Here is a 17727-nt window from a genome sequence, read left to right as displayed (position 1 = left end):
GAATTACTTGGCGAGCGATTTGCTGCCGTCCTTGTGCCACTGGAAGACCTGGAAATCGAAGGAGTTCAGGTCACCCTGCTTGTTCCAGGACACAGGGCCCAGCACGGTGTCCACGCCCGTGGTCTTGTGCATCCAGTCGGCCACCTTGGCGGGGCTGTCGCCAGCGGCCTTGATGGCGGCCAGCAGAGACTGGGTGGCGGCAAACGAGGTCAGCTGGAAGGCGCCCGAAGCATTGCGCTTCTTGTCCTGGAAGGCCTTGACCACGGCGGCGTTCTTGGGATTGGCGGCAAAGTCGGCGGGCAGGGTTACCAGCATGCCTTCGACGGCAGGGCCGGCAATGGCGTTGACTTCGGGGTTGCCCACGCCTTCAGGACCCATCATCTTGACCTTCAGACCTTGCTCGGCAGCCTGACGCAGCAGCAGACCCATTTCGGGGTGGTAGCCGCCGTAATAGACAAAGTCCACGCCTGCGCCCTTGAGCTTGGTGATGACGGCGGAGTAGTCGCTGTCGCCTGCGTTGATGCCCTCAAACAGTGCCACGTCGATCTTGGCCTTCTTCAGGTCGTCACGCACGGAAGAGGCAATGCCCTGGCCGTAGGACTGCTTGTCGTGCAGCACGGCAACCTTTTTGGGCTTGAGCTTCTCGGCAATGAACTTGGCGGCTGCCGGGCCCTGCTGGTCGTCACGGCCAATGGTGCGGAAGATGAAGTGGTAGTTCTTGCCGTCGGTCAGAGCGGGCGAGGTGGCAGAAGGAGTGACGACCACCACGCCTTCGTTGTTGTAGATGGGCGCTGCGGCAATCGAGGCACCCGAGCAGACGGGGCCGACTACGTAGCCGATCTTGCTGTTGACCACGCGGTTGGCAGCGACGGGGCCTTGCTTGGGTTCGCAGGCATCGTCCACGGGTACCAACTCGATCTTCTTGCCATTGACACCGCCAGCGGCATTGGCCATTTCAACGGCGGTGGTGGCGCCTTCCTTGACCATGTCGCCGTATTGGGTCAGCGCACCGGTGGTGGGGATGACCAGGGCGATCTTGATTTGGGCATGCGCGGTGGAGACCAGGGCGGCACCAGCCAGGCCCAGGGCGGCAACAACGGTTTGCATGCGGAACGGAATGCTCATGAGGACTTCCTTAATCTCGAGAGATGTTCGAAAAGCGCGATTGCTGCCATAGCAGTTCGCGCAAAGAAGCTCAGATTAATCGAGTGGTCAACGAAGGCAACAGGGTATGCAGGGGCTGGTGCAGGCTTTCGGTTTTTGCTATGTCGTGCATAGCAGCTAGTACGCAAGGGCTATGGCGCAGCCTGCATTTGTGATGTATATGCGCAGTCCATGCCTGAACTGTGCGGCAAGTGTCTGCATCAGCGGTCTTTTTGCGCAGATTTCTGTCCTGCCTCAGAGCTGTACCGAAGGGTTTTCTGTTGCGGCGTGGCAACTTTGAGAGCTTGACGGTTGCTGCCGATTTGAGGGGGATTAAAAAAGTGGATCGCTTTTTAGCTGCAGCAGTCCGCCGGTGACCGGATGCACCAGCTCCAGTGCTGCCGCATGCAGCAACAGGCGTGGGCTGGCGCAGGCCACGGCTTCGCTGGCATATAGCGCATCGCCCAGCATGGGGTGGCCTATGGCCGCCATATGCAGGCGCAATTGATGGGTGCGGCCCGTCAGCGGGCTCAGCAAAACCCGGGTGCGGGGTATTCCTGGTTGGACGGTGTGTTCGATCACCTGCCACAGCGTCTGGCTGCTTTTGCCGGTTTCGTGGTTGATGACACGCAGCGGCCGACGCTCCCAGTCGGCCGCAATCGGCAGGTCTATCAGTTGCCAGCCCCTGTCATCCGCTGCTTCGCTGTGCGCCTGCAACTCGCCGGCCACTACGGCGATATAGCGCTTGTCGACCTTGCGTTCGGCAAAGGCCTGGCTGAGCTGGCGTTGGACGGCCGGATTGCGAGCCATGACGACCAGGCCCGATGTGGCCTGATCGAGCCGGTGCACGACCAGTGCATCGCCGAAATGCCGGAGGGCACGCAGGCTCAGGCAGTCTTGCTTGTCGGGGCCGCGACCGGGCACGCACAGCAGGCCCGAGGGCTTGTCGAGCACCAGCAGGTGCTCGTCTTCATACACACAGTTCAACGCACTCATTCAAACAGCTATCGATTGTTTCAGGGGTTGAGCAGTTCATGCACCGTGGCGCAGAACTCCTGCACATCGTTGGGCTTGTGGATCAAGGCTCTGGCTCCGGCTGCGATCGCAGCTTGCTCGATTTCGGCCGTCACATAGCCGGAGGCCAGTGCAACCGGCAGTTGAGGGTTGATCTGCAGAGCCTGTCTGAGCAAGTCCAGTCCGCTGAAACCGGGCATGTTGTAGTCGGTGACTATGAGGTCAAAACGCTGCGGCTCCTGATGCAGGGCGGCCATGGCCTCATGGGGATCGGTAAAGCCCGAGACTTCATAGCCGCGACGGCGCAGCAGGCGCTGAAACAGAAAGACCAGGGCCTGATCGTCGTCCACATACATGACATGGCTGGCGCGCGTGGCCAGGACAGGCTCGGGCAGCGGGGCTTCGGGCTTGTCCATGCGCATGGGCGGCAGCGCAGAGTGGCTGGAAGTCGGGTCGCTGAGAGGAAAGTACAGCGTGAAGCAACTGCCCTGGCCCAGTTCGCTGTGCACATCGACAGCGCCGCCATGGGTGCGCATCACGCCATGTACGACCGAGAGGCCCAGGCCTGTGCCCTGGCCGACCGGTTTGGTGGTGAAAAAAGGCTCGAAGATGCGTCGCTGAGTCGCGACGTCCATGCCTGGACCAGAGTCCTGCACCATAAAGACCAGGTATTCGGCCACGGCCAGACCCAGGCGTTCGCATTGGTAGCTGTCGGGAGCAATGCGCATGGCCCGCATCTGGATGATGCCGCGCTGACTGCCAATGGCCTGCATGGCGTTGTTGCAGAGATTGAACAGCGCCTGTTCCACCTGAGTGGGGTCGGCCAGCAGCGGCGGCAGATCGTTGGATTCCTGCACCTGCAGCTCTATGGAGGGAGGCAGGGTCACGCGCAGCAGGCGAGCCGTGTCGGACATGACTTCCTGCACCTGAACCGGACGGCGTTCGGGCAGGTCATTGCGGCTGAAGGTCAGAATCTGGCGCACCAGATCGCGGGCGCGGCGACCGGCTTTTTCGATCTCGCGCAGGCTTTCCATGGCAGCCGGGTTGCCGCAGCTATCGGCCTTGGCCAGCTCCACATTACCCAGGATTGCGCCCACGATGTTGTTGAAGTCGTGGGCAATCCCGCCGGCCATGGTGCCTACGGCCTGCATCTTGTGGGATTCGCGCAGCTGGGTTTCCAGCGCATTGCGCTGGGCTTCGGCGCGATTGCGGCTGGTCAGGTCGCGCGCAAAGATGGTGGTGGTGTCGCCGCTGCTGTGGTGTTCGAAGGAGACGCTGATTTCCATGGGAATCTCGCGCCCCGACAGGGTCAGCCCCGTCATCTCGCCCAGCACGGCCTGTGTGGTCAGCGAGGAAAAAGCCAGTGCCCGAGCGGCATCGGGTAAAAAGCGCTCCAGCGGGCTGCCCAGGGCATCCTGAGGCGAGCACAGAAACAGGGCTGCCGCCGTGGGGTTGAAGACAGTGATGCGCTGATGCTGATCGACGCAGATGATGGCGTCCAGCGCAGAGTTGATGACCGATTCCAGCCGTCTCTCGCTGGCATAAAGCTGCTGGTTGCGCTCTTGCAGCGCCTTGCGCTCGGCAAGCAGCGGGCCCTGGTTGACAACGGCACACAAATACTGCCAGGTGGCCGGACCGTTTTGCTGGGGCACGACCACGCCGGCCACATGCAGGTCGCCGCAGAGCTCGAATTCTTCGGTGATCTGGAACAGAACCTCGTGCACCTCGGCGCGTCCCATCGCCTTGGCCTGCTCGAAGGCCGTAGTCACGCGCTCTGCGTCGTTGACATGCACAAAGGGCTTGAAGTTGATCAGCAGCCGGTCTTTTTCGGTGGGCTGAAATGCGCGGTGAGCCATGGCATTGGCCTGGACCACCATATCGTATTCATCAACCACCAGCAGCGGCAGCGGAATGCTTGCAAACAGCGTTTCAAACCGCTCCGATGCGCTCTCGGCCACGGCCTGGCTGTAATTGAGTACCTCGTTTTGCAGCTCCAGCTCGTGCTGGTAGTTGCGCAACTCCGCCACCAGGGCCTGCAGCGGGTCTTCATCCTCCGGCACCAATGGCTGGGTGTTGGCGCTCAGGCCCAGCGGCGCAGCACCGGGGGCCAGCAGGGCATGCAGAGGCAGGCCGCCATCAATGACAGGCAGCAAGGGAGGGGGAGTGGGTTCAGAGGAGCTCATGAGACAGGCAGAAGACCTCGGCAGTGTAAGCCGGTCCCTGCACCTGCCCTTGAAAAAGGCGGGCAGTCAACCGGTATTCAGGCAACTCGATGCTCGGTTTGACGGCAGCAACGCCGATTGCATTGATGTCGTGAATGCATTCACTGCGGGCGAACAGCAACGGGCGGGCTGGTGTTCGACATTGATTGAGCATAAAAAAGCCAGTGCGGCGGAGCGCACTGGCTTGGGGGAGACCCTGGCTATCAGTCTTCGTAAGCGTCCATGGGCACGCAGCTGCAAAACAGATTGCGGTCGCCATAGACGTTGTCCACGCGGCCCACGGGGCTCCAATACTTGGCGCGGCGCAGGGCAGGCACGGGATAGGCGGCGGTTTCGCGGCTGTAGCCATGTTGCCAGTCTGCGGCCAGCAAGGCCTCTGCCGTATGGGGCGCGTTCTTGAGCGGGTTGTCATCCCTGGGCAGTCTGCCGGCCTCCACTTCGGCAATCTCGGCACGGATGGCGATCATGGCTTCGATGAAGCGGTCCAGCTCAGACAGGCTTTCACTCTCGGTCGGCTCCACCATCAGCGTGTTGGGCACGGGAAAGGACAGCGTCGGTGCGTGGAAGCCGTAGTCGATCAGGCGCTTGGCCACGTCCTCGGCCATCACGCCGCAGCTGTCCTTGAAGTGGCGCAGATCCACGATGCACTCATGGGCCACGTGACCATACTCGCCCGCATACAGCGTGGGGAAGTGCTCCTTGAGCCGCGCGCTGATGTAGTTGGCGTTGAGGATGGCGGTCTCGGTCGCCAGCTTCAGGCCCGGCTCGCCCATCATGCGGATATACATCCAGCTGATCGGAAGAACGGCTGCATTGCCCAAAGGCGCTGCGCTGACAGCGCCCACCCGGCGGACGTCGCCTGCGGTGGCATGCCCTGGCAGAAAGGGCACCAGATCCTCGACCACGCACACGGGGCCGACGCCGGGGCCGCCGCCGCCGTGAGGAATGCAGAAGGTCTTGTGCAAGTTCAGATGGCTGACATCGCCGCCGAACTCGCCGGGTGCGGCAAGACCTACCAGGGCGTTCATATTGGCGCCGTCCACATAGACGCGGCCGCCATGGCTGTGCACCAGCTGGCACAGTTCCTTGACCTGGGTCTCGAACACGCCGTGCGTGCTGGGGTAGGTGATCATGATGCAGGCCAGATTGGCGCTGTGCTTCTCGCAGGCCAGCTTCAGATCCGCCATGTCCACGTTGCCGTTGTCGTCGCACTTGGTGACCACGACCTGCAGGCCCACCATTTGCGCGCTGGCCGGGTTGGTGCCGTGGGCGCTGCTGGGAATCAGGCAGATATTGCGGTGTGCCTCGCCGCGTGATTCATGGAAGGCCTTGATCGCCAGCAGACCTGCGTATTCGCCCTGGCTGCCTGCATTGGGCTGCAGGCTGATGCCCGCGTAGCCCGTGGCCTGGCACAGCCAGTCGCGCAACTGCCGGTCCAGCTCGGCATAGCCTTGCAGCTGGTTGGCGGGCGCAAACGGGTGGATGTCGGCGAACTCTGGCCAGGTGATGGGAATCATCTCGCTGGTGGCATTGAGCTTCATGGTGCAACTGCCCAGCGGGATCATGCTGCGGTCCAGCGCCAGGTCCTTGTCGCTGAGGCTGCGTATATAGCGCAGCATGGCGGTTTCGGAGTGGTGGGTGTTGAAGACCGGGTGGGTCAGATAGGCCGTGCTGCGCTGCAGGGATTCGGGGATCAGCGAGGTCGGGCCTTCGTCCATGGCTTCGATGGTGGGCAGGGCCTGGCCCTCCTGGGCAAAGATGCTCCAGAGCAGCTCGACATCGGCCCGGGTCGTGGTTTCGTCCAGGCTGATGCAGAGATATTCATCCCAGGCTTTGCGCAGGTTGACGCCTCGGGAGACGGCGCGAGCCGCCAGGGCGTCGGTGGCCTCCCGGGTGTGCAGGCTCACGGTGTCGAAGGCTGTGTCGTGGTGATGGGCGCTGAAGCCCAACTGGGCCAGGCCACGGCTCAGAATCGCTGTGAAGCGTGCCACACGCTGGGCAATGCGCCTCAACCCCTGGGGGCCATGGTAGACGGCATACATGCTGGCAATCACGGCCGGCAGGACCTGGGCCGTACAGATATTGGACGTCGCCTTTTCGCGGCGGATATGCTGCTCACGTGTCTGCAGCGCGAGGCGGTAGGCGGGCTTGCCATGCGCATCGACGCTGACACCCACAAGACGGCCGGGCAGGCTGCGCTTGTATTCGTCGCGGCAGGCCATGAAGGCCGCGTGTGGACCGCCTGCGCCCATGGGCATGCCGAAGCGCTGGCTGTTGCCCACGACAATATCGGCATCCCATTCGCCGGGCGGTGTCAGCAGGGTCAGAGCCAGCAGGTCGGTGGCCACGATGGCGGCGGCCTGCTTGGCGTGAATGGCTTGCACATCGGCCTTCCAGTCCACGATCCAGCCGCTGGACGCGGGGTACTGGATGACGGCAGCAAACAGATCTCCTGCCAGCGCAGCCTCCCACTCTTGCTGGCTGTTGGCGATCACCACTTCGATGCCAATCGGCCGGGCACGGGTCTCGATGACTTCAATCGTTTGCGGGTGCAGATCGCCGGCCAGCACGATGCGATGGCTTCTGGATTTGACGGAGCGCCTGGCCAGCGTCATGGCCTCGGCGGCTGCCGTGGCCTCGTCCAGCATGGATGCATTGGCAATCGGCATGCCGGTCAGGTCGGTCACCATGGTCTGGAAGTTAACCAGCGCCTCCATGCGGCCTTGTGAGATTTCTGCCTGGTAGGGGGTATAGGCCGTATACCAGGCTGGATTCTCGAGGATGTTGCGCAGGATGACGCCCGGCGTGTGCGTACCGTAGTAGCCCTGGCCGATAAAGCTCTTCAGAACCTGATTCTTGCTGGCGATGGCCTTGAGTTCGGCCAGCGCAGCGGCTTCGGTAATCGGCGCCGGAAGATCCATGGGCCTGGCGCGTGCGATGGAGTCGGGCATCACATCGCGAATCAAGGCATCCAGCGAGGGCTTGCCGATGGCGGCCAGCATTTTTTGCTGCTCATCGGCGTCCGGGCCTATATGACGGGGGATGAATTCGTGGCTGTTTTCCAGCGCTTGCAGGGAAGCGACGGGGGCGGGAGGCGACATCAGCATGGGAGGGACCTATTCTCAAATACTGTGACTGACGGTTTGCATGCCAGGCATGCGTGAATGCCGTATGCCTGAAGGCATGCGGCCGGTGCTTCAAGCAGCGCTGGCTTGTTCCAGCGCGGTGTTCATCAGAGCCAGGCGTTCGCTTTCCTGGTCGGCATATTCCCAATCGGGATATTTGCTGCGTGCCACGGTGTTCAGCCATTGCTGGCAGGCCAGGGCGAGCAGGGCCTGCTTGTGCAGATCGGCATCGATGCTGCCTGTGATCTTGAGCTGACCAAAGGCGGTGGCCACGTGTGCGCGGCAGACCGAGCGCAGATAGATCTGGTTCATGTCATCGCTGGCCAGCCACTGGGCCTTGGCCGCATCGTCATGAGCCAGCATGCCCTGGGGCACGGGCAGATCCCAGTCGCTCAGTTGCTGCTGCAAAAAGCGCAGGGCCTTGGCGTTGCCGCCTGTTTGCTCCTGGTACCACTCTTGAAGAGCGGCCAGTGTGTCGCTGCCATCATCGCTGCCGAAGGGGCTGAAGTCGTCACCGCCGTCGTAATAGAAGTCCTGGGCTGCGATGCGTGCAAAGGTCGGGTGGCTGGTCTCGCGGGCGAGACCGACGTCCGGATCGTCGAAATACAGAATGGTGCTCATGGCTGCATGCAAAAACGGCCTTCGCAATGCGAGGGCCGTTGATACGCTTAGTTGTCCTTGGCGAAGTCGTTGTAGGCAGTCTCTTCCATCAGGCCTTCGAGCTCGCCCACATTGCTCATCTTGACCTTGAAGAACCAGCCAGCGGCCAGGGGGGGCGCTGTTGGCGAGCGACGGGTCGTCGCGCAGGGCTTCGTTGACTTCGACGATCTCGCCGGTCACGGGCATGTAGACATCGGCAGCGGCCTTGACGGACTCGACCACGCCAGCCACATCGCCGGCCTTGAAGGTGGAGCCCACGGCAGGCAGGTCCACAAACACCACATCGCCCAGTGCATCCTGTGCGTGTACGGTGATGCCGACGATGGCGGCATTGCTGTCAGCGGCGTTGATCCATTCGTGTTCTTTGGAATACTTGATGCTCATGGAAAGCTCCAGATGGGGGATTCAGGGGAATCGGGTGTTGTTTGAGAAAGGTCCAGCTCGCACTTTAGCGGTGTTCTGGCCGCTGTTTGGCAAACTGGCCCGTCTCATGCGCGGCGGCAGACCTAGCCGCGGTAGTAGCGGGTGGGAACGAAGGGCGTGGCGACTACCTTCATGGGCACGGGCTTGCCGCGCACCATGGCGAAGATTTCCGTATCGATGGCGGCGTAGTCGGGCTCGACATAGGCCAGCGCCACAGGCTGGTTGAGCGTGGGGCTGAGCAGGCCGCTGGTGATGTAGCCGATATGCTGTCCGTCCATGTTTTCCAGCACGGCAGGCTCGCGTACGGGAATGCGTTCCAGCGCGATCAGGCCCACGCGCTTGCGGCGCAGCGACTGAGGGTTCTGCAATTGCTCCAGCACGATGGCCGCACCGGGAAAACCGCCCTCGCGCTCGCCGCCGGTGCGGCGAACCTTCTGCATGGCCCAGTTCAGCGCGGCTTCGACCGGCGTGGTGCTGGTGTCTATGTCGTTGCCGTACAGGCAAAGTCCGGCTTCAAGGCGCAGCGAGTTGCGTGCGCCCAGACCGATGGGGGCCACCTCGGGCTGTGCCAGCAGAGCTTCGGCAAAGGCTTCGGCAGCTTCGCCGGGCAGGGAGATTTCAAAGCCGTCCTCGCCCGTATAGCCGCTGCGCGTGATGTAGAGCGCATGGCCTTGCCAGTCGAAGTAATTGCCGGTCATGAAGAGCAGTTGCGTCACACCGGGAATCAGACGCGAGAGGGCAGTGACGGCTTGCGGGCCTTGCAGGGCCAGCAGGACGCGCTCGGGCAGTGGGACGACCTCGCAGCGGCTGGCGATGCGGCTCTGGATATGAGCGATATCGGCCTCTTTGCAGGCACCGTTGACGATGAGGAACAGATCTTCGCCGCGGTTGACGAACATCAGGTCGTCGAGAATTCCGCCTTGTTCATCGAGCAGCAGGCCGTAGCGCTGCTTGTGCAGGCCCAGGTCCATGACATCGACGGGCATCAGCGATTCGAGCGCGGCGGCGGCATCGGGGCCGCGCAACAGCAACTGGCCCATGTGCGAGACATCGAACAGGCCGGCAGCCTTGCGCGTGTGCAGATGCTCGGCCATCAGGCCTTGAGGGTATTGCACGGGCATGGCGTAGCCGGCAAACGGCACCATGCGGGCACCCAGTTTCTGGTGCAGTGCAAACAGCGGTGTGGAACGCAGATCGGAAGAGGTGTCAGCAGCAGTCACAGGCAAGCGCTCCGGTGGTCAAACCAAAATGAGTGGCCATGCATGACTGGGCCATGCGTGGCGGGCTTGCCCTGCTGTCCGCTTTACCTGAGAGATTCACTGCACGCATTGCATCGGGCAGTTTGCTCCTTCGGTGGATGCCGGCGCACATACGAAATGACGGCCTGCATCTCTCTCCAGCAAGGGACGCTGCAGGTTTGCACACCTTGCAGCGCTTGTCAGTCCTTTTGCCTGAGCGTTTTGACACCGGGTTGGGGGTCTGCGCCTTCGGCGGTGCGAGGCAGCTTCAAGCTGCAGGCACTCTCTCCTGACCTTGGCGATTCTAGCGGTGGGCAAGGGGCTTGCACCACCGAATCGGATGGATTCTGGGGTTTTCGAGCACAGATCGCTGGAATTGAGCTTGCGGTCTCACTGCGGTTCTGTGTTCATGGCGGGCGTACGAGGAACATCGATCTCCTGGCGCGGAAACACCAGTTGGTAGGGTTGTTCGAAGCAGGACGTCACGGGCTGGCCCTGGCGCATGCCGGGCTTGAACTTCCAGCGTTCGAGCGAGCGCATGATGGACTTCACGATGCGGGGATCGGTATCGGCGGGCTGGTAGGCCACACGGCCGAGTTCGCCCTGGGCCGTGACTTCCAGGCGGAAGACCACCGTGGTCTCCAGCCCGTTCGGAAACCAGTGGGCGCTGATGAAAGGCGTGGTGTGGCGGCGTGGCTGCGGTTGCCGATCGAGCTGGGCGGGGGGTGTGCAGTCTGCCTTGATCCAGGCAGGCCATTCCATGCTCTGTGGCCGCCTGTGCTGCGTGTCCAATGGCGGAGCCGGCGTCGGCTCCGGCTGCCCGGAAACTGTGATCGAGATGCCGGCATTCGGTGGTTGCTTGGGCTGGCTGCCATCGGAGAGGTGGGAGCAGGCTCCGAGCAGCAAGGCGGTCAGAGACGCGGCGCAGGCGGCGGCAAGGTGTGAGGTGCGCGAAATGTCCATGAGGACATTGTCGGCCATGCGGGTTGCACCTTCAGGGTTGCGCGGGGCGCAGATCCAGTCCCTTGCTGTCGGCCTCGGCGCAGGCGCGCCACCAGGGCGATCCGGCATGGGGGGCATCCAGGTCCAGGCGCTCACCCATCATGGGCGTGGCGATCTCTATGCCGTGCTGCCTGCCCAGGCTCAGGATCTGCTCGAAGGGGTCCCACCAGGCATGCATGGCGAGGTTGAAAGTGCCGTTGTGTATGGGCAGCAGCCATTGGCCGCCGAGATCCCTGTGTGCCTGCACGGTCTGCGCCGGATGCATATGGACATAGGGCCAGTGGGCGTCGTAGGCGCCGGTCTCCATCAACGTGACATCGAAGGGGCCGAAGCGCCTGCCGATTTCGGCAAAACCGTCGAAGTAGCCGCCATCGCCGCTGAAGAAGACGCGCAGCGGCCTGTCGGCCTGGCGATCTTCTATGGTCCAGGACGCCCAGAGCGTGCGGTTGCCGTCGCGCAGGCTGCGTCCCGAGAAATGCTGGGCCGGCGTGGCCGTGAAGCGCAGGCCGTCGACCTCGCTGCCCTGCCACCAGTCGTGCTGCACGATCTTGTTGGCCGGCACGCCCCAGGCCACCAGTCTGTCTCCCACTCCCAAGGGGCAGAGAAAAACTCCCACCTTGGGCGCGAGCACGCGAATGGTGGCGCGGTCCAGATGGTCGTAGTGGTCATGCGAGAGCAGCACGCCGCGCAAGGCAGGCAACTCGTCCAGGGCAATCGGCGGGGCATGAAAGCGCTTGGGGCCGGCAAACGATAGCGGCGAGGCGCGCTCGGAAAACACGGGGTCCGTCAACCACCAGCCGCCGCGCAGCTTCATCAGCAAGGTCGAATGGCCCAGGCGATACAGGCTGCGTTCGGGCGCGAGGTTTAGCTCGGTCGTGCTCAGCGGCAAAACGGGCAGCGCCTTGCCCGGCTGGGAATCGGCCGGCTTGTTGAAGAAGAACTTCCATAGCGTCCCGGCATCTGGCTTGGGGCTGTTGAGCGGGCGCGGATGCGTGTTGCGAAAACGCCCGCCCGAATACTGGGGCGAGTCCTCGTAGTCGGTGATGGAGGTGGAGAGACTTGGTTTGCGAAACAAGATCAGGCGCCTTATTGAGACATTGGCCGCAGTTTGGGACGGTTTGCAGCGCTCCAAGAGCCGGCTTGCAAGAGGCCGTAACACAGGCACGGCCATTCAGCTGCTTTCTCGGGGCGGATGCGACACTCGCTGTCTGAGGAGCAAATGCACATGAATCCCATGGTTCACAATTTGGAGAGCATGCTGGCGGCCGGCAAGGATGGTGCGCTGCTGCGCTATACCCTGGGCAAGGCCTATGCCGACGACGAGCAGATGGCCGTGGCGCGCGAGCATCTGCGCAAGGCCACGGCACTGGATGCCGAATACTCCGTCGCCTGGAAGCAACTGGGCAAGGTGGAGCTGGCGCTGGGCGATGCGCAGGCGGCGCGAGCCGCCTGGCAGCAAGGGCTGAGTTGCGCACAGGCCAAGGGCGATGCCCAGGTCGTCAAGGAGTTGCAGGTGTTTTTGCGACGCCTGGACAAGCAAGCTGACGGTACTTAGGTGCTGTCAAAAAAATAGCTGAAAACGCTTGTGATTCAAGCATTTTCAGCCAATTTTGTCTGAAGTTAATCAGTGTGCGCCGGCGGCCGCGTCGGCGGCTCCTGCGGCAGAAGCCGGGCGCTTGGTGAACCAGATCAGCACGATCAGGCTCAGGAACAGAAAGGACGATGCCAGAAAGATGTCGTCGGCGGCCCGCGTGAAGGCCTGCTGATCGATCATCCGGTTGATCTGGGCATAGGCCTGCTCGGCACTCATGCCCGCTGCCTGCAGATTTCTGACCGTGCTGGCAAACGTGCCCTGGCCTTGCACCAGCAACTCGGTCAGATGGGCATGGTGCATGGAAGCCCGGCTTTCCCAGAGCGTGGTGGCAATCGAGGTGCCCATGGCGCCGGCCGTGATCCGCACGAAGTTGGACAGGCCTGCGGCGGCCGGAATGCGGTCCGGCGTCAGTCCGCTCAGCGTGATGGTGGTCAGCGGAATGAAGAAGAAGGCCATGGCGCCGCCCTGGATCAGCGTGGGAATCAGGATATGGGCGAAGTCGGTCTCCACGGTGAACTTCGAGCGCATCCACAGCACCATGGCAAACACGATGAAGGCAATCGTGGCCATCTTGCGCGGATCCCAGACACCGACCTTGCGGCCCACCATGGGCGTGAGCAGGATGGCCAGCAGGCCCACCGGCGCCAGGGCCAGGCCGGCCGAGGTGGAGGTGTAGCCCATCCATTGCTGCAGCCACAGCGGCAGCAGCACCACATTGCCGAAGAACAGGCCGTAGGCGATGGACAGCGCGATCGAGCCGGCCGCGAAGTTGCGCCTCTTGAACAGGCGCAGATCGACGACGGGATGGGCGTCGGTCAGCTCCCAGACCACGAACACGGCAAAGGCCACGACGGCGATCACCGCAAAGGCGATGATTTCATTGGAGGCAAACCAGTCCAGCTCCTTGCCCTTGTCCAGCATCAGCTGCAGCGCCGCCACCCAGAGCACAAGCAGGGACAGGCCCACGGTGTCGATAGGCAGCTTGCGCGTGGGCGTTTCGCGGTTGCGGTAGATGCTCCAGGTCATGAGGGCCGAGAGCAGGCCCACGGGCACATTGATGTAGAAGATCCAGGGCCAGGAAATATTGTCCGTGATCCAGCCGCCCAGCAGCGGCCCCACCACGGGTGCGACCAGCGTGGTCACGCCCCATAGCGATAGCGCCACACCGGCCTTGGCGGGCGGATAGCTGGACAGCAGCAGGGTCTGCGACAGCGGAATCATGGGGCCGGCCACGGCGCCTTGCAGCACGCGGAACAGCACCAGCATCTCCAGCGAGGAGGCAAAGCCGCAGAGCCAGGAGGTCAGCACGAACAGCAGCACGCTCATGGTGAACAGGCGCACGGCACCGAAGCGCTGGGTGAGCCAGCCCGTCAGCGGCACGGAGATGGCATTGGCCACGCCGAAGCTGGTGATGACCCAGGTGCCCTGGCTGGGGCTGACGCCCACATCGCCCGAGATGGCTGGAATGGCCACGTTGGCGATGGAGGAGTCCAGCACGTTCATGAAGGTGGCCAGCGAGAGCGCCAGCGTGCCCAGGGCGAGCTGCGCGCCCTTGAGCGGGGCGATGGCTGGCGGCATGTGGCGGGCCGCCGGAGCCGGTGGCGAGGCACCCGCTCCGGGATTGGCAGAAGTCGAGGAAGTCATGGCTGATTCCGCGTCTTATTGCGCAGGCTGGGCTGCGGGCAGATCGGCCAGCTGGGTCAGTGCTGGCAGCTTGTCGCCCGCGATGATGTGCTGGATGCGCTGCTCGGCCTGGGCCAGGCTGCCGTCATAGACCGTGGTCTGGGCCACGGGCTCGCTGCGCGGCGTGCTGGCAAGGGCCTGGCCGTCCTTGTCGCGGATATCGACCTTCGCGTCCATGGACAGGCCCACACGCAGCGGGTGCTGCTTGAGCGCTTCGGGCTCCAGGCTGATGCGCACGGGAACGCGCTGCACCACCTTGATCCAGTTGCCGGTGGCGTTCTGCGCGGGCAGCAGTGCAAACGCCGCACCCGTGCCCGCACCCAGGCCCACGACCTTGCCTTCGTACGTGGTCTTGTCGCCGTAGACGTCGGCGGTCAGCTCCACCTTCTGGCCCATGCGCAGATCGGCCAGCTGGCTTTCCTTGAAGTTGGCATCCACCCAGAGCTTGTGCAGATCGACCACGGTCAGCAGCGGCGAGCCGGCGGCCACGCGCTGGCCCAGTTGCACGCCGCGCTTGGCCACAAAACCGTCCACGGGCGCGATCAGCCGCGTGCGCTGCAGGGCCAGATAGGCCTCGCGCACCTTGGCTGCGGCCGCCATGACGGCGGGGAAGTCCTCGGCCGTCGTGCCCTTGGTCTGGGCTTCGGCGGCCGTCAGCTGGGCCTTGGCAGCACGCACGGCGGCTTCTGCGGCCGCCACGGCGTTGCCGGCGGCCGTGGCCAGGGCCTTGGCATGGTCAAACTCTTCCTTGCCCACGGCACCGGTGGCCGTGAGCGGGCGGCGGCGCGCCACATCGTCGTTGGCCTTGGCGGCATCGGCCTTGAGGCGCAGCAGATCGGCTTCGCGCTGGGCCACCTGGGCGGCCAGCGGGGCGTTGTTGGCATACAGGGTGCGGGTCTGGCGCGCAGTCTGGGCCAGCTGCGACTCGGCCTGGGCCAGTTGCACCAGATAGTCGGCAGGGTCCAGTTGCACCAGTAACTGGCCGGCCCGGACATAGTCGGTATCGTCGGCACCGATGCTGATCACGGTGCCGCCGACCTGGGGCGTGATCTGCACCACGTTGCCGGCCACATAGGCGTTGTCCGTGGTCTGGTAGTTGCGGGCCACCATCCAGTGCCAGCCGCCCCAGGCGATGGCGGCCACGGCGACAGCGGCCGCCACGATGGTCAGGCCCTTGCGGCGGCCCGCAGGGTTGGCGCTGGGCGTAGCTGCCGCAGGAGCTTGGGGAGCGTTCTGAGTAGGCTTGGTGTCGGTCATGATGTTGGCGCTTTGTTATCTGTGAAGCGGTTTTGCGCTATTGAAAAAGAGGAGCTGCTAGCGCTTATCAATAAAAGAATTGAGAGTGTTTTTGCCTTGAATTCAATGGCAGTAAAGCGGTAGCAGCTATTGATTTTGTTGAGTTCGATGTCTATTGCAGTGCAACAGCCGGGGTGTCGTCGCTCCAGCCGCCGCCCAGGGCTGCGGCCAGGGCCACGCGGGTGTCGAGCTCGCGCGCCTGCAGGTCCACGGCCAGACGGCGCTGGTTGATGAGCTGGGTTTCGGTGTTGAGCACGGTGATCTGGCTGCCCAGGCCGGCCTGATAGCGCTGCACGGCAAAGTCATAGGCCCGCTCGGCCTTGGACAGCGACTCGGTTTGCAACTGCTGCTGGCGCTGCAGCGATTGCACGGAGGCAATGGCGTCGCCCGCCTGTTTGACGGCATCGAGCACGGCTCCGTTGTACTGGGCAATGGCGGTGTCGAGATCGGCCTGTTTGCCGCGCAGCTGGGCGCGCAGGCGCTTGCCGTCGAAGATAGGCAGGCGCAGCGCAGGCGTGATGCCCATCTGGCGCGAGCTGCCCTGCAGCAGATTGTCCAGGCCCAGCGCGTTGAGGCCCACAAAGGCGGTCAGATTCACATCAGGGTAGAAGTCGGCCCTGGCCGATTCAATGCCTTGCGTGGCCGCTTCCACGCGCCAGCGCGCGGCCACCACATCGGGGCGACGGCCCAGCAGATCCGCGCCCAGAGCCTGCGGCACGGGCTGGATGCGCAGCACCGACAGTCTGGGCGAGAGCGCATTTTGCGCATCGGGCGCCTGGGCGCAGAGCACGGCAATCGTGCGGCGCGCCAGCGTGATCTGCTCGCCGAGCATCTCGATCTGGGTCTGGGCATCGGGCATGCCGGCCTGGGCCTGGGTCAGTTCCACCTGGCTGTCCAGGCCCGCTCGGGTGCGCTGCTCGCTCAGGCTCAGCAAGGACTGGCGCTGGCCCAGCGTGCGCTCTGCCACTTCCTTCTGGGCAATCAGCCGGGCCAGGGCGATATAGCTGCGCGCCACCTGTGCGGCCAGCTGGTTGGCGGCAGCAGCGCTGTCGGCCCTGGCGGCGCGCGCCTGGCCCAGCGCGGCCTGCAGGTCCGCGCCATGCTTGCCGAAGAAGTCGGGCGACCAGGACAGGCCGGCCTGCAGATTGCCGCTGTTGTAGATATTGCCCGCGATGGGGGCGGGAATCATGCCGTTGGCCGTGTAGCGCTGGCGTGTGGCGTCGGCACTCAGCGTTCCGCGCACATCGCTGGCCGTGCTGCTGGCCGTGGCCAGGGCTGCGGCTTTTTCAAAGCGGGCGTTGCTGGCGGCCAGGCTGGGGCTGCCGGCCAGGGCCTGATCGATGAGCTGATCGAGCTGGGCATCGCCCAGACCTGTCCACCATTGGGAGGAGGCGAGTGCCGTGGCATCTGCAGTGCTGAGGCTGGCGGAGTCGTTCAGGCCGACATCGGCCGAGCCCAGTCGTGCCAGCGGCTGGTGCGCCGGCCCTTGCGAGGCACAGCCTGCCAGCGCGAGCACGGCGGCCAGTGCTGCGGTTGCCAGCAGCGGGCGACCAGGGGCTTGCTCTGCGGCGGGTTTGCGTGAAGGTCTAGAGGTCATGGAAAAGTGCCAGTGGTTTTTATTGAAATAGGGCGGTAAAAAAGTAGGCAGCAGGCCAGCCTAGTGCCTGGGATCGCGGCCTGCCTCGTTCGTTTGGATGGGGGGCTTGCCCGGCTCCTGGGTCAGGGCCTCGCGCAGCGCATCGCCGTTGACCAGCATGCGCTGCAGCATGGACAGCATCAGCGTGCATTCGCTGTGGCTGAAGCCTCGCAAATGGCCGTTGAGCACCTTGGTCAGAACCTTGGGCACCTGGGTGGCGACGCTACGTCCCTCCTCGGTGAGCACCAGGTGCACCACGCGCCGGTCGGTGGTGGAGCGCTCGCGGCGCAGCAGCCCCTTGGCCTCGATGCGGTCCAGCGCGCGCGTCACCGAAGCCGGGTCCATGCCCAGGTCTTTGGCCAGCGTGCTGCTATTGGTGTCGGCGCAGATCAGCAGCTTGTACAGCGGCAGCCATTGCACATAGGTCAGTCCTTGCTCGGCCAGCTGGGCGTCGGCCAGCTGCAGGATGGAGCTGAGCACGCGCCGCATGAGAAAGCCAATGCTTTTGTCCGGCGCGTAGACCCCTGCCTGGTAGAAGAAGCTGGATTCGTCCTGCGGGTCGATGATGGGGTCGGTCTGGTTTTGCAATGGCGCCACCAATATTTGCTTGGTCAATGATTGAGTCGGCAATTATTGTGCAGCTGCAAAAAAATGTCAGCAAGGTTTTGAATGGAGCCGGACCTGCCTGCGC

General features: G+C 63.7%; 14 protein-coding genes, 1 pseudogene and 2 riboswitches. Of the genes and pseudogenes, 1 reads left to right on the top strand and 14 read right to left on the bottom strand.

What is annotated here, in order from left to right:
- Positions 1-3: 3 nt before the first annotated feature.
- The 10 genes and pseudogenes from V8Z78_RS00705 to V8Z78_RS00660 form a co-directional block, all read right to left on the bottom strand.
- Entirely contained in the window at positions 4-1125 is a 1122-nt protein-coding gene (locus V8Z78_RS00705; RefSeq protein WP_004340660.1) for a branched-chain amino acid ABC transporter substrate-binding protein, read from the bottom strand.
- 351 nt (positions 1126-1476) lie between these two features.
- Complete coding sequence (locus V8Z78_RS00700) at positions 1477-2139, bottom strand: RluA family pseudouridine synthase (RefSeq protein ID WP_039048679.1); 663 nt, start codon at positions 2137-2139, stop codon at positions 1477-1479.
- 20 nt (positions 2140-2159) lie between these two features.
- Positions 2160-4340: a PAS domain-containing hybrid sensor histidine kinase/response regulator gene (locus tag V8Z78_RS00695; protein WP_034362511.1), complete on the bottom strand. Its 2181-nt coding sequence runs from the start codon at positions 4338-4340 to the stop codon at positions 2160-2162.
- Positions 4327-4533: a hypothetical protein gene (locus tag V8Z78_RS00690; RefSeq protein ID WP_131361350.1), complete on the bottom strand. Its 207-nt coding sequence runs from the start codon at positions 4531-4533 to the stop codon at positions 4327-4329. Before V8Z78_RS00690 ends, V8Z78_RS00695 begins: the two co-directional genes overlap by 14 nt.
- 49 nt (positions 4534-4582) lie before the next feature.
- Positions 4583-7486 (bottom strand): aminomethyl-transferring glycine dehydrogenase, encoded by a 2904-nt coding sequence (gene gcvP, locus V8Z78_RS00685; protein ID WP_349730701.1) that lies wholly within the window; start codon positions 7484-7486, stop codon positions 4583-4585.
- A gap of 90 nt (positions 7487-7576) precedes the next feature.
- A complete protein-coding gene (locus tag V8Z78_RS00680) occupies positions 7577-8125 on the bottom strand; it encodes a MolR family transcriptional regulator (protein ID WP_349730700.1) in 549 nt (182 codons plus the stop codon).
- A gap of 47 nt (positions 8126-8172) precedes the next feature.
- Positions 8173-8548 (bottom strand): annotated as a pseudogene (gcvH, locus tag V8Z78_RS00675) (glycine cleavage system protein GcvH).
- Between the two features lie 122 nt (positions 8549-8670).
- On the bottom strand, positions 8671-9807 hold the full coding sequence (gene gcvT / locus V8Z78_RS00670; RefSeq protein WP_349730699.1) for a glycine cleavage system aminomethyltransferase GcvT: 1137 nt from the start codon (positions 9805-9807) through the stop codon (positions 8671-8673).
- Between the two features lie 64 nt (positions 9808-9871).
- Positions 9872-9997: riboswitch (glycine riboswitch) on the bottom strand.
- A 19-nt stretch (positions 9998-10016) separates the two neighbouring features.
- A riboswitch (glycine riboswitch) is annotated at positions 10017-10127 on the bottom strand.
- A gap of 88 nt (positions 10128-10215) precedes the next feature.
- Positions 10216-10806 carry an energy transducer TonB gene (locus V8Z78_RS00665; protein WP_046462103.1) on the bottom strand — a complete coding sequence of 197 codons (591 nt, stop codon included), beginning with the start codon at positions 10804-10806 and terminating at the stop codon, positions 10216-10218.
- A gap of 13 nt (positions 10807-10819) precedes the next feature.
- Positions 10820-11902, bottom strand: coding sequence for an MBL fold metallo-hydrolase (locus V8Z78_RS00660; RefSeq protein ID WP_145914917.1), 1083 nt, complete (start codon positions 11900-11902; stop codon positions 10820-10822).
- A 150-nt stretch (positions 11903-12052) separates the two neighbouring features.
- Here V8Z78_RS00660 and V8Z78_RS00655 point away from each other — a divergent pair, with 150 nt between their 5' ends.
- Entirely contained in the window at positions 12053-12382 is a 330-nt protein-coding gene (locus V8Z78_RS00655; protein WP_280008503.1) for a hypothetical protein, read from the top strand.
- 69 nt (positions 12383-12451) lie between these two features.
- Here V8Z78_RS00655 and V8Z78_RS00650 read toward each other — a convergent pair whose 3' ends face one another.
- From V8Z78_RS00650 to V8Z78_RS00635, 4 genes are all read right to left on the bottom strand, one after another.
- Entirely contained in the window at positions 12452-14065 is a 1614-nt protein-coding gene (locus tag V8Z78_RS00650) for a DHA2 family efflux MFS transporter permease subunit (protein ID WP_349730698.1), read from the bottom strand.
- A gap of 15 nt (positions 14066-14080) precedes the next feature.
- Complete coding sequence (locus tag V8Z78_RS00645; RefSeq protein WP_004340680.1) at positions 14081-15361, bottom strand: HlyD family secretion protein; 1281 nt, start codon at positions 15359-15361, stop codon at positions 14081-14083.
- Between the two features lie 151 nt (positions 15362-15512).
- Positions 15513-16997, bottom strand: a complete 1485-nt coding sequence (locus V8Z78_RS00640) for an efflux transporter outer membrane subunit (RefSeq protein ID WP_179626145.1) — start codon at positions 16995-16997, stop codon at positions 15513-15515.
- 60 nt (positions 16998-17057) lie between these two features.
- Positions 17058-17633, bottom strand: a complete 576-nt coding sequence (locus V8Z78_RS00635) for a MarR family winged helix-turn-helix transcriptional regulator (protein ID WP_100086419.1) — start codon at positions 17631-17633, stop codon at positions 17058-17060.
- Between the last annotated feature and the right edge of the window lie 94 nt (positions 17634-17727).

The organism is Comamonas sp. wu1-DMT (genome assembly GCF_040187805.1).
Taxonomy (GTDB): domain Bacteria; phylum Pseudomonadota; class Gammaproteobacteria; order Burkholderiales; family Burkholderiaceae_C; genus Comamonas; species Comamonas thiooxydans.
Note: the sequence above shows the minus strand (reverse complement) of the source record. Positions and strands in the feature narration are given on the sequence as shown.

Coding starts and splice junctions, on each gene's coding strand:
- V8Z78_RS00705 (WP_004340660.1), bottom strand. CDS start 1,125: ATGAGCATTCCGTTCCGCATGCAAACCGTTGTTGCCGCCCTGGGCCTG.
- V8Z78_RS00700 (WP_039048679.1), bottom strand. CDS start 2,139: ATGAGTGCGTTGAACTGTGTGTATGAAGACGAGCACCTGCTGGTGCTC.
- V8Z78_RS00695 (WP_034362511.1), bottom strand. CDS start 4,340: ATGAGCTCCTCTGAACCCACTCCCCCTCCCTTGCTGCCTGTCATTGAT.
- V8Z78_RS00690 (WP_131361350.1), bottom strand. CDS start 4,533: ATGCTCAATCAATGTCGAACACCAGCCCGCCCGTTGCTGTTCGCCCGC.
- gcvP (WP_349730701.1), bottom strand. CDS start 7,486: ATGCTGATGTCGCCTCCCGCCCCCGTCGCTTCCCTGCAAGCGCTGGAA.
- V8Z78_RS00680 (WP_349730700.1), bottom strand. CDS start 8,125: ATGAGCACCATTCTGTATTTCGACGATCCGGACGTCGGTCTCGCCCGC.
- V8Z78_RS00665 (WP_046462103.1), bottom strand. CDS start 10,806: ATGGCCGACAATGTCCTCATGGACATTTCGCGCACCTCACACCTTGCC.
- V8Z78_RS00655 (WP_280008503.1), top strand. CDS start 12,053: ATGAATCCCATGGTTCACAATTTGGAGAGCATGCTGGCGGCCGGCAAG.
- V8Z78_RS00650 (WP_349730698.1), bottom strand. CDS start 14,065: ATGACTTCCTCGACTTCTGCCAATCCCGGAGCGGGTGCCTCGCCACCG.
- V8Z78_RS00645 (WP_004340680.1), bottom strand. CDS start 15,361: ATGACCGACACCAAGCCTACTCAGAACGCTCCCCAAGCTCCTGCGGCA.
- V8Z78_RS00640 (WP_179626145.1), bottom strand. CDS start 16,997: ATGACCTCTAGACCTTCACGCAAACCCGCCGCAGAGCAAGCCCCTGGT.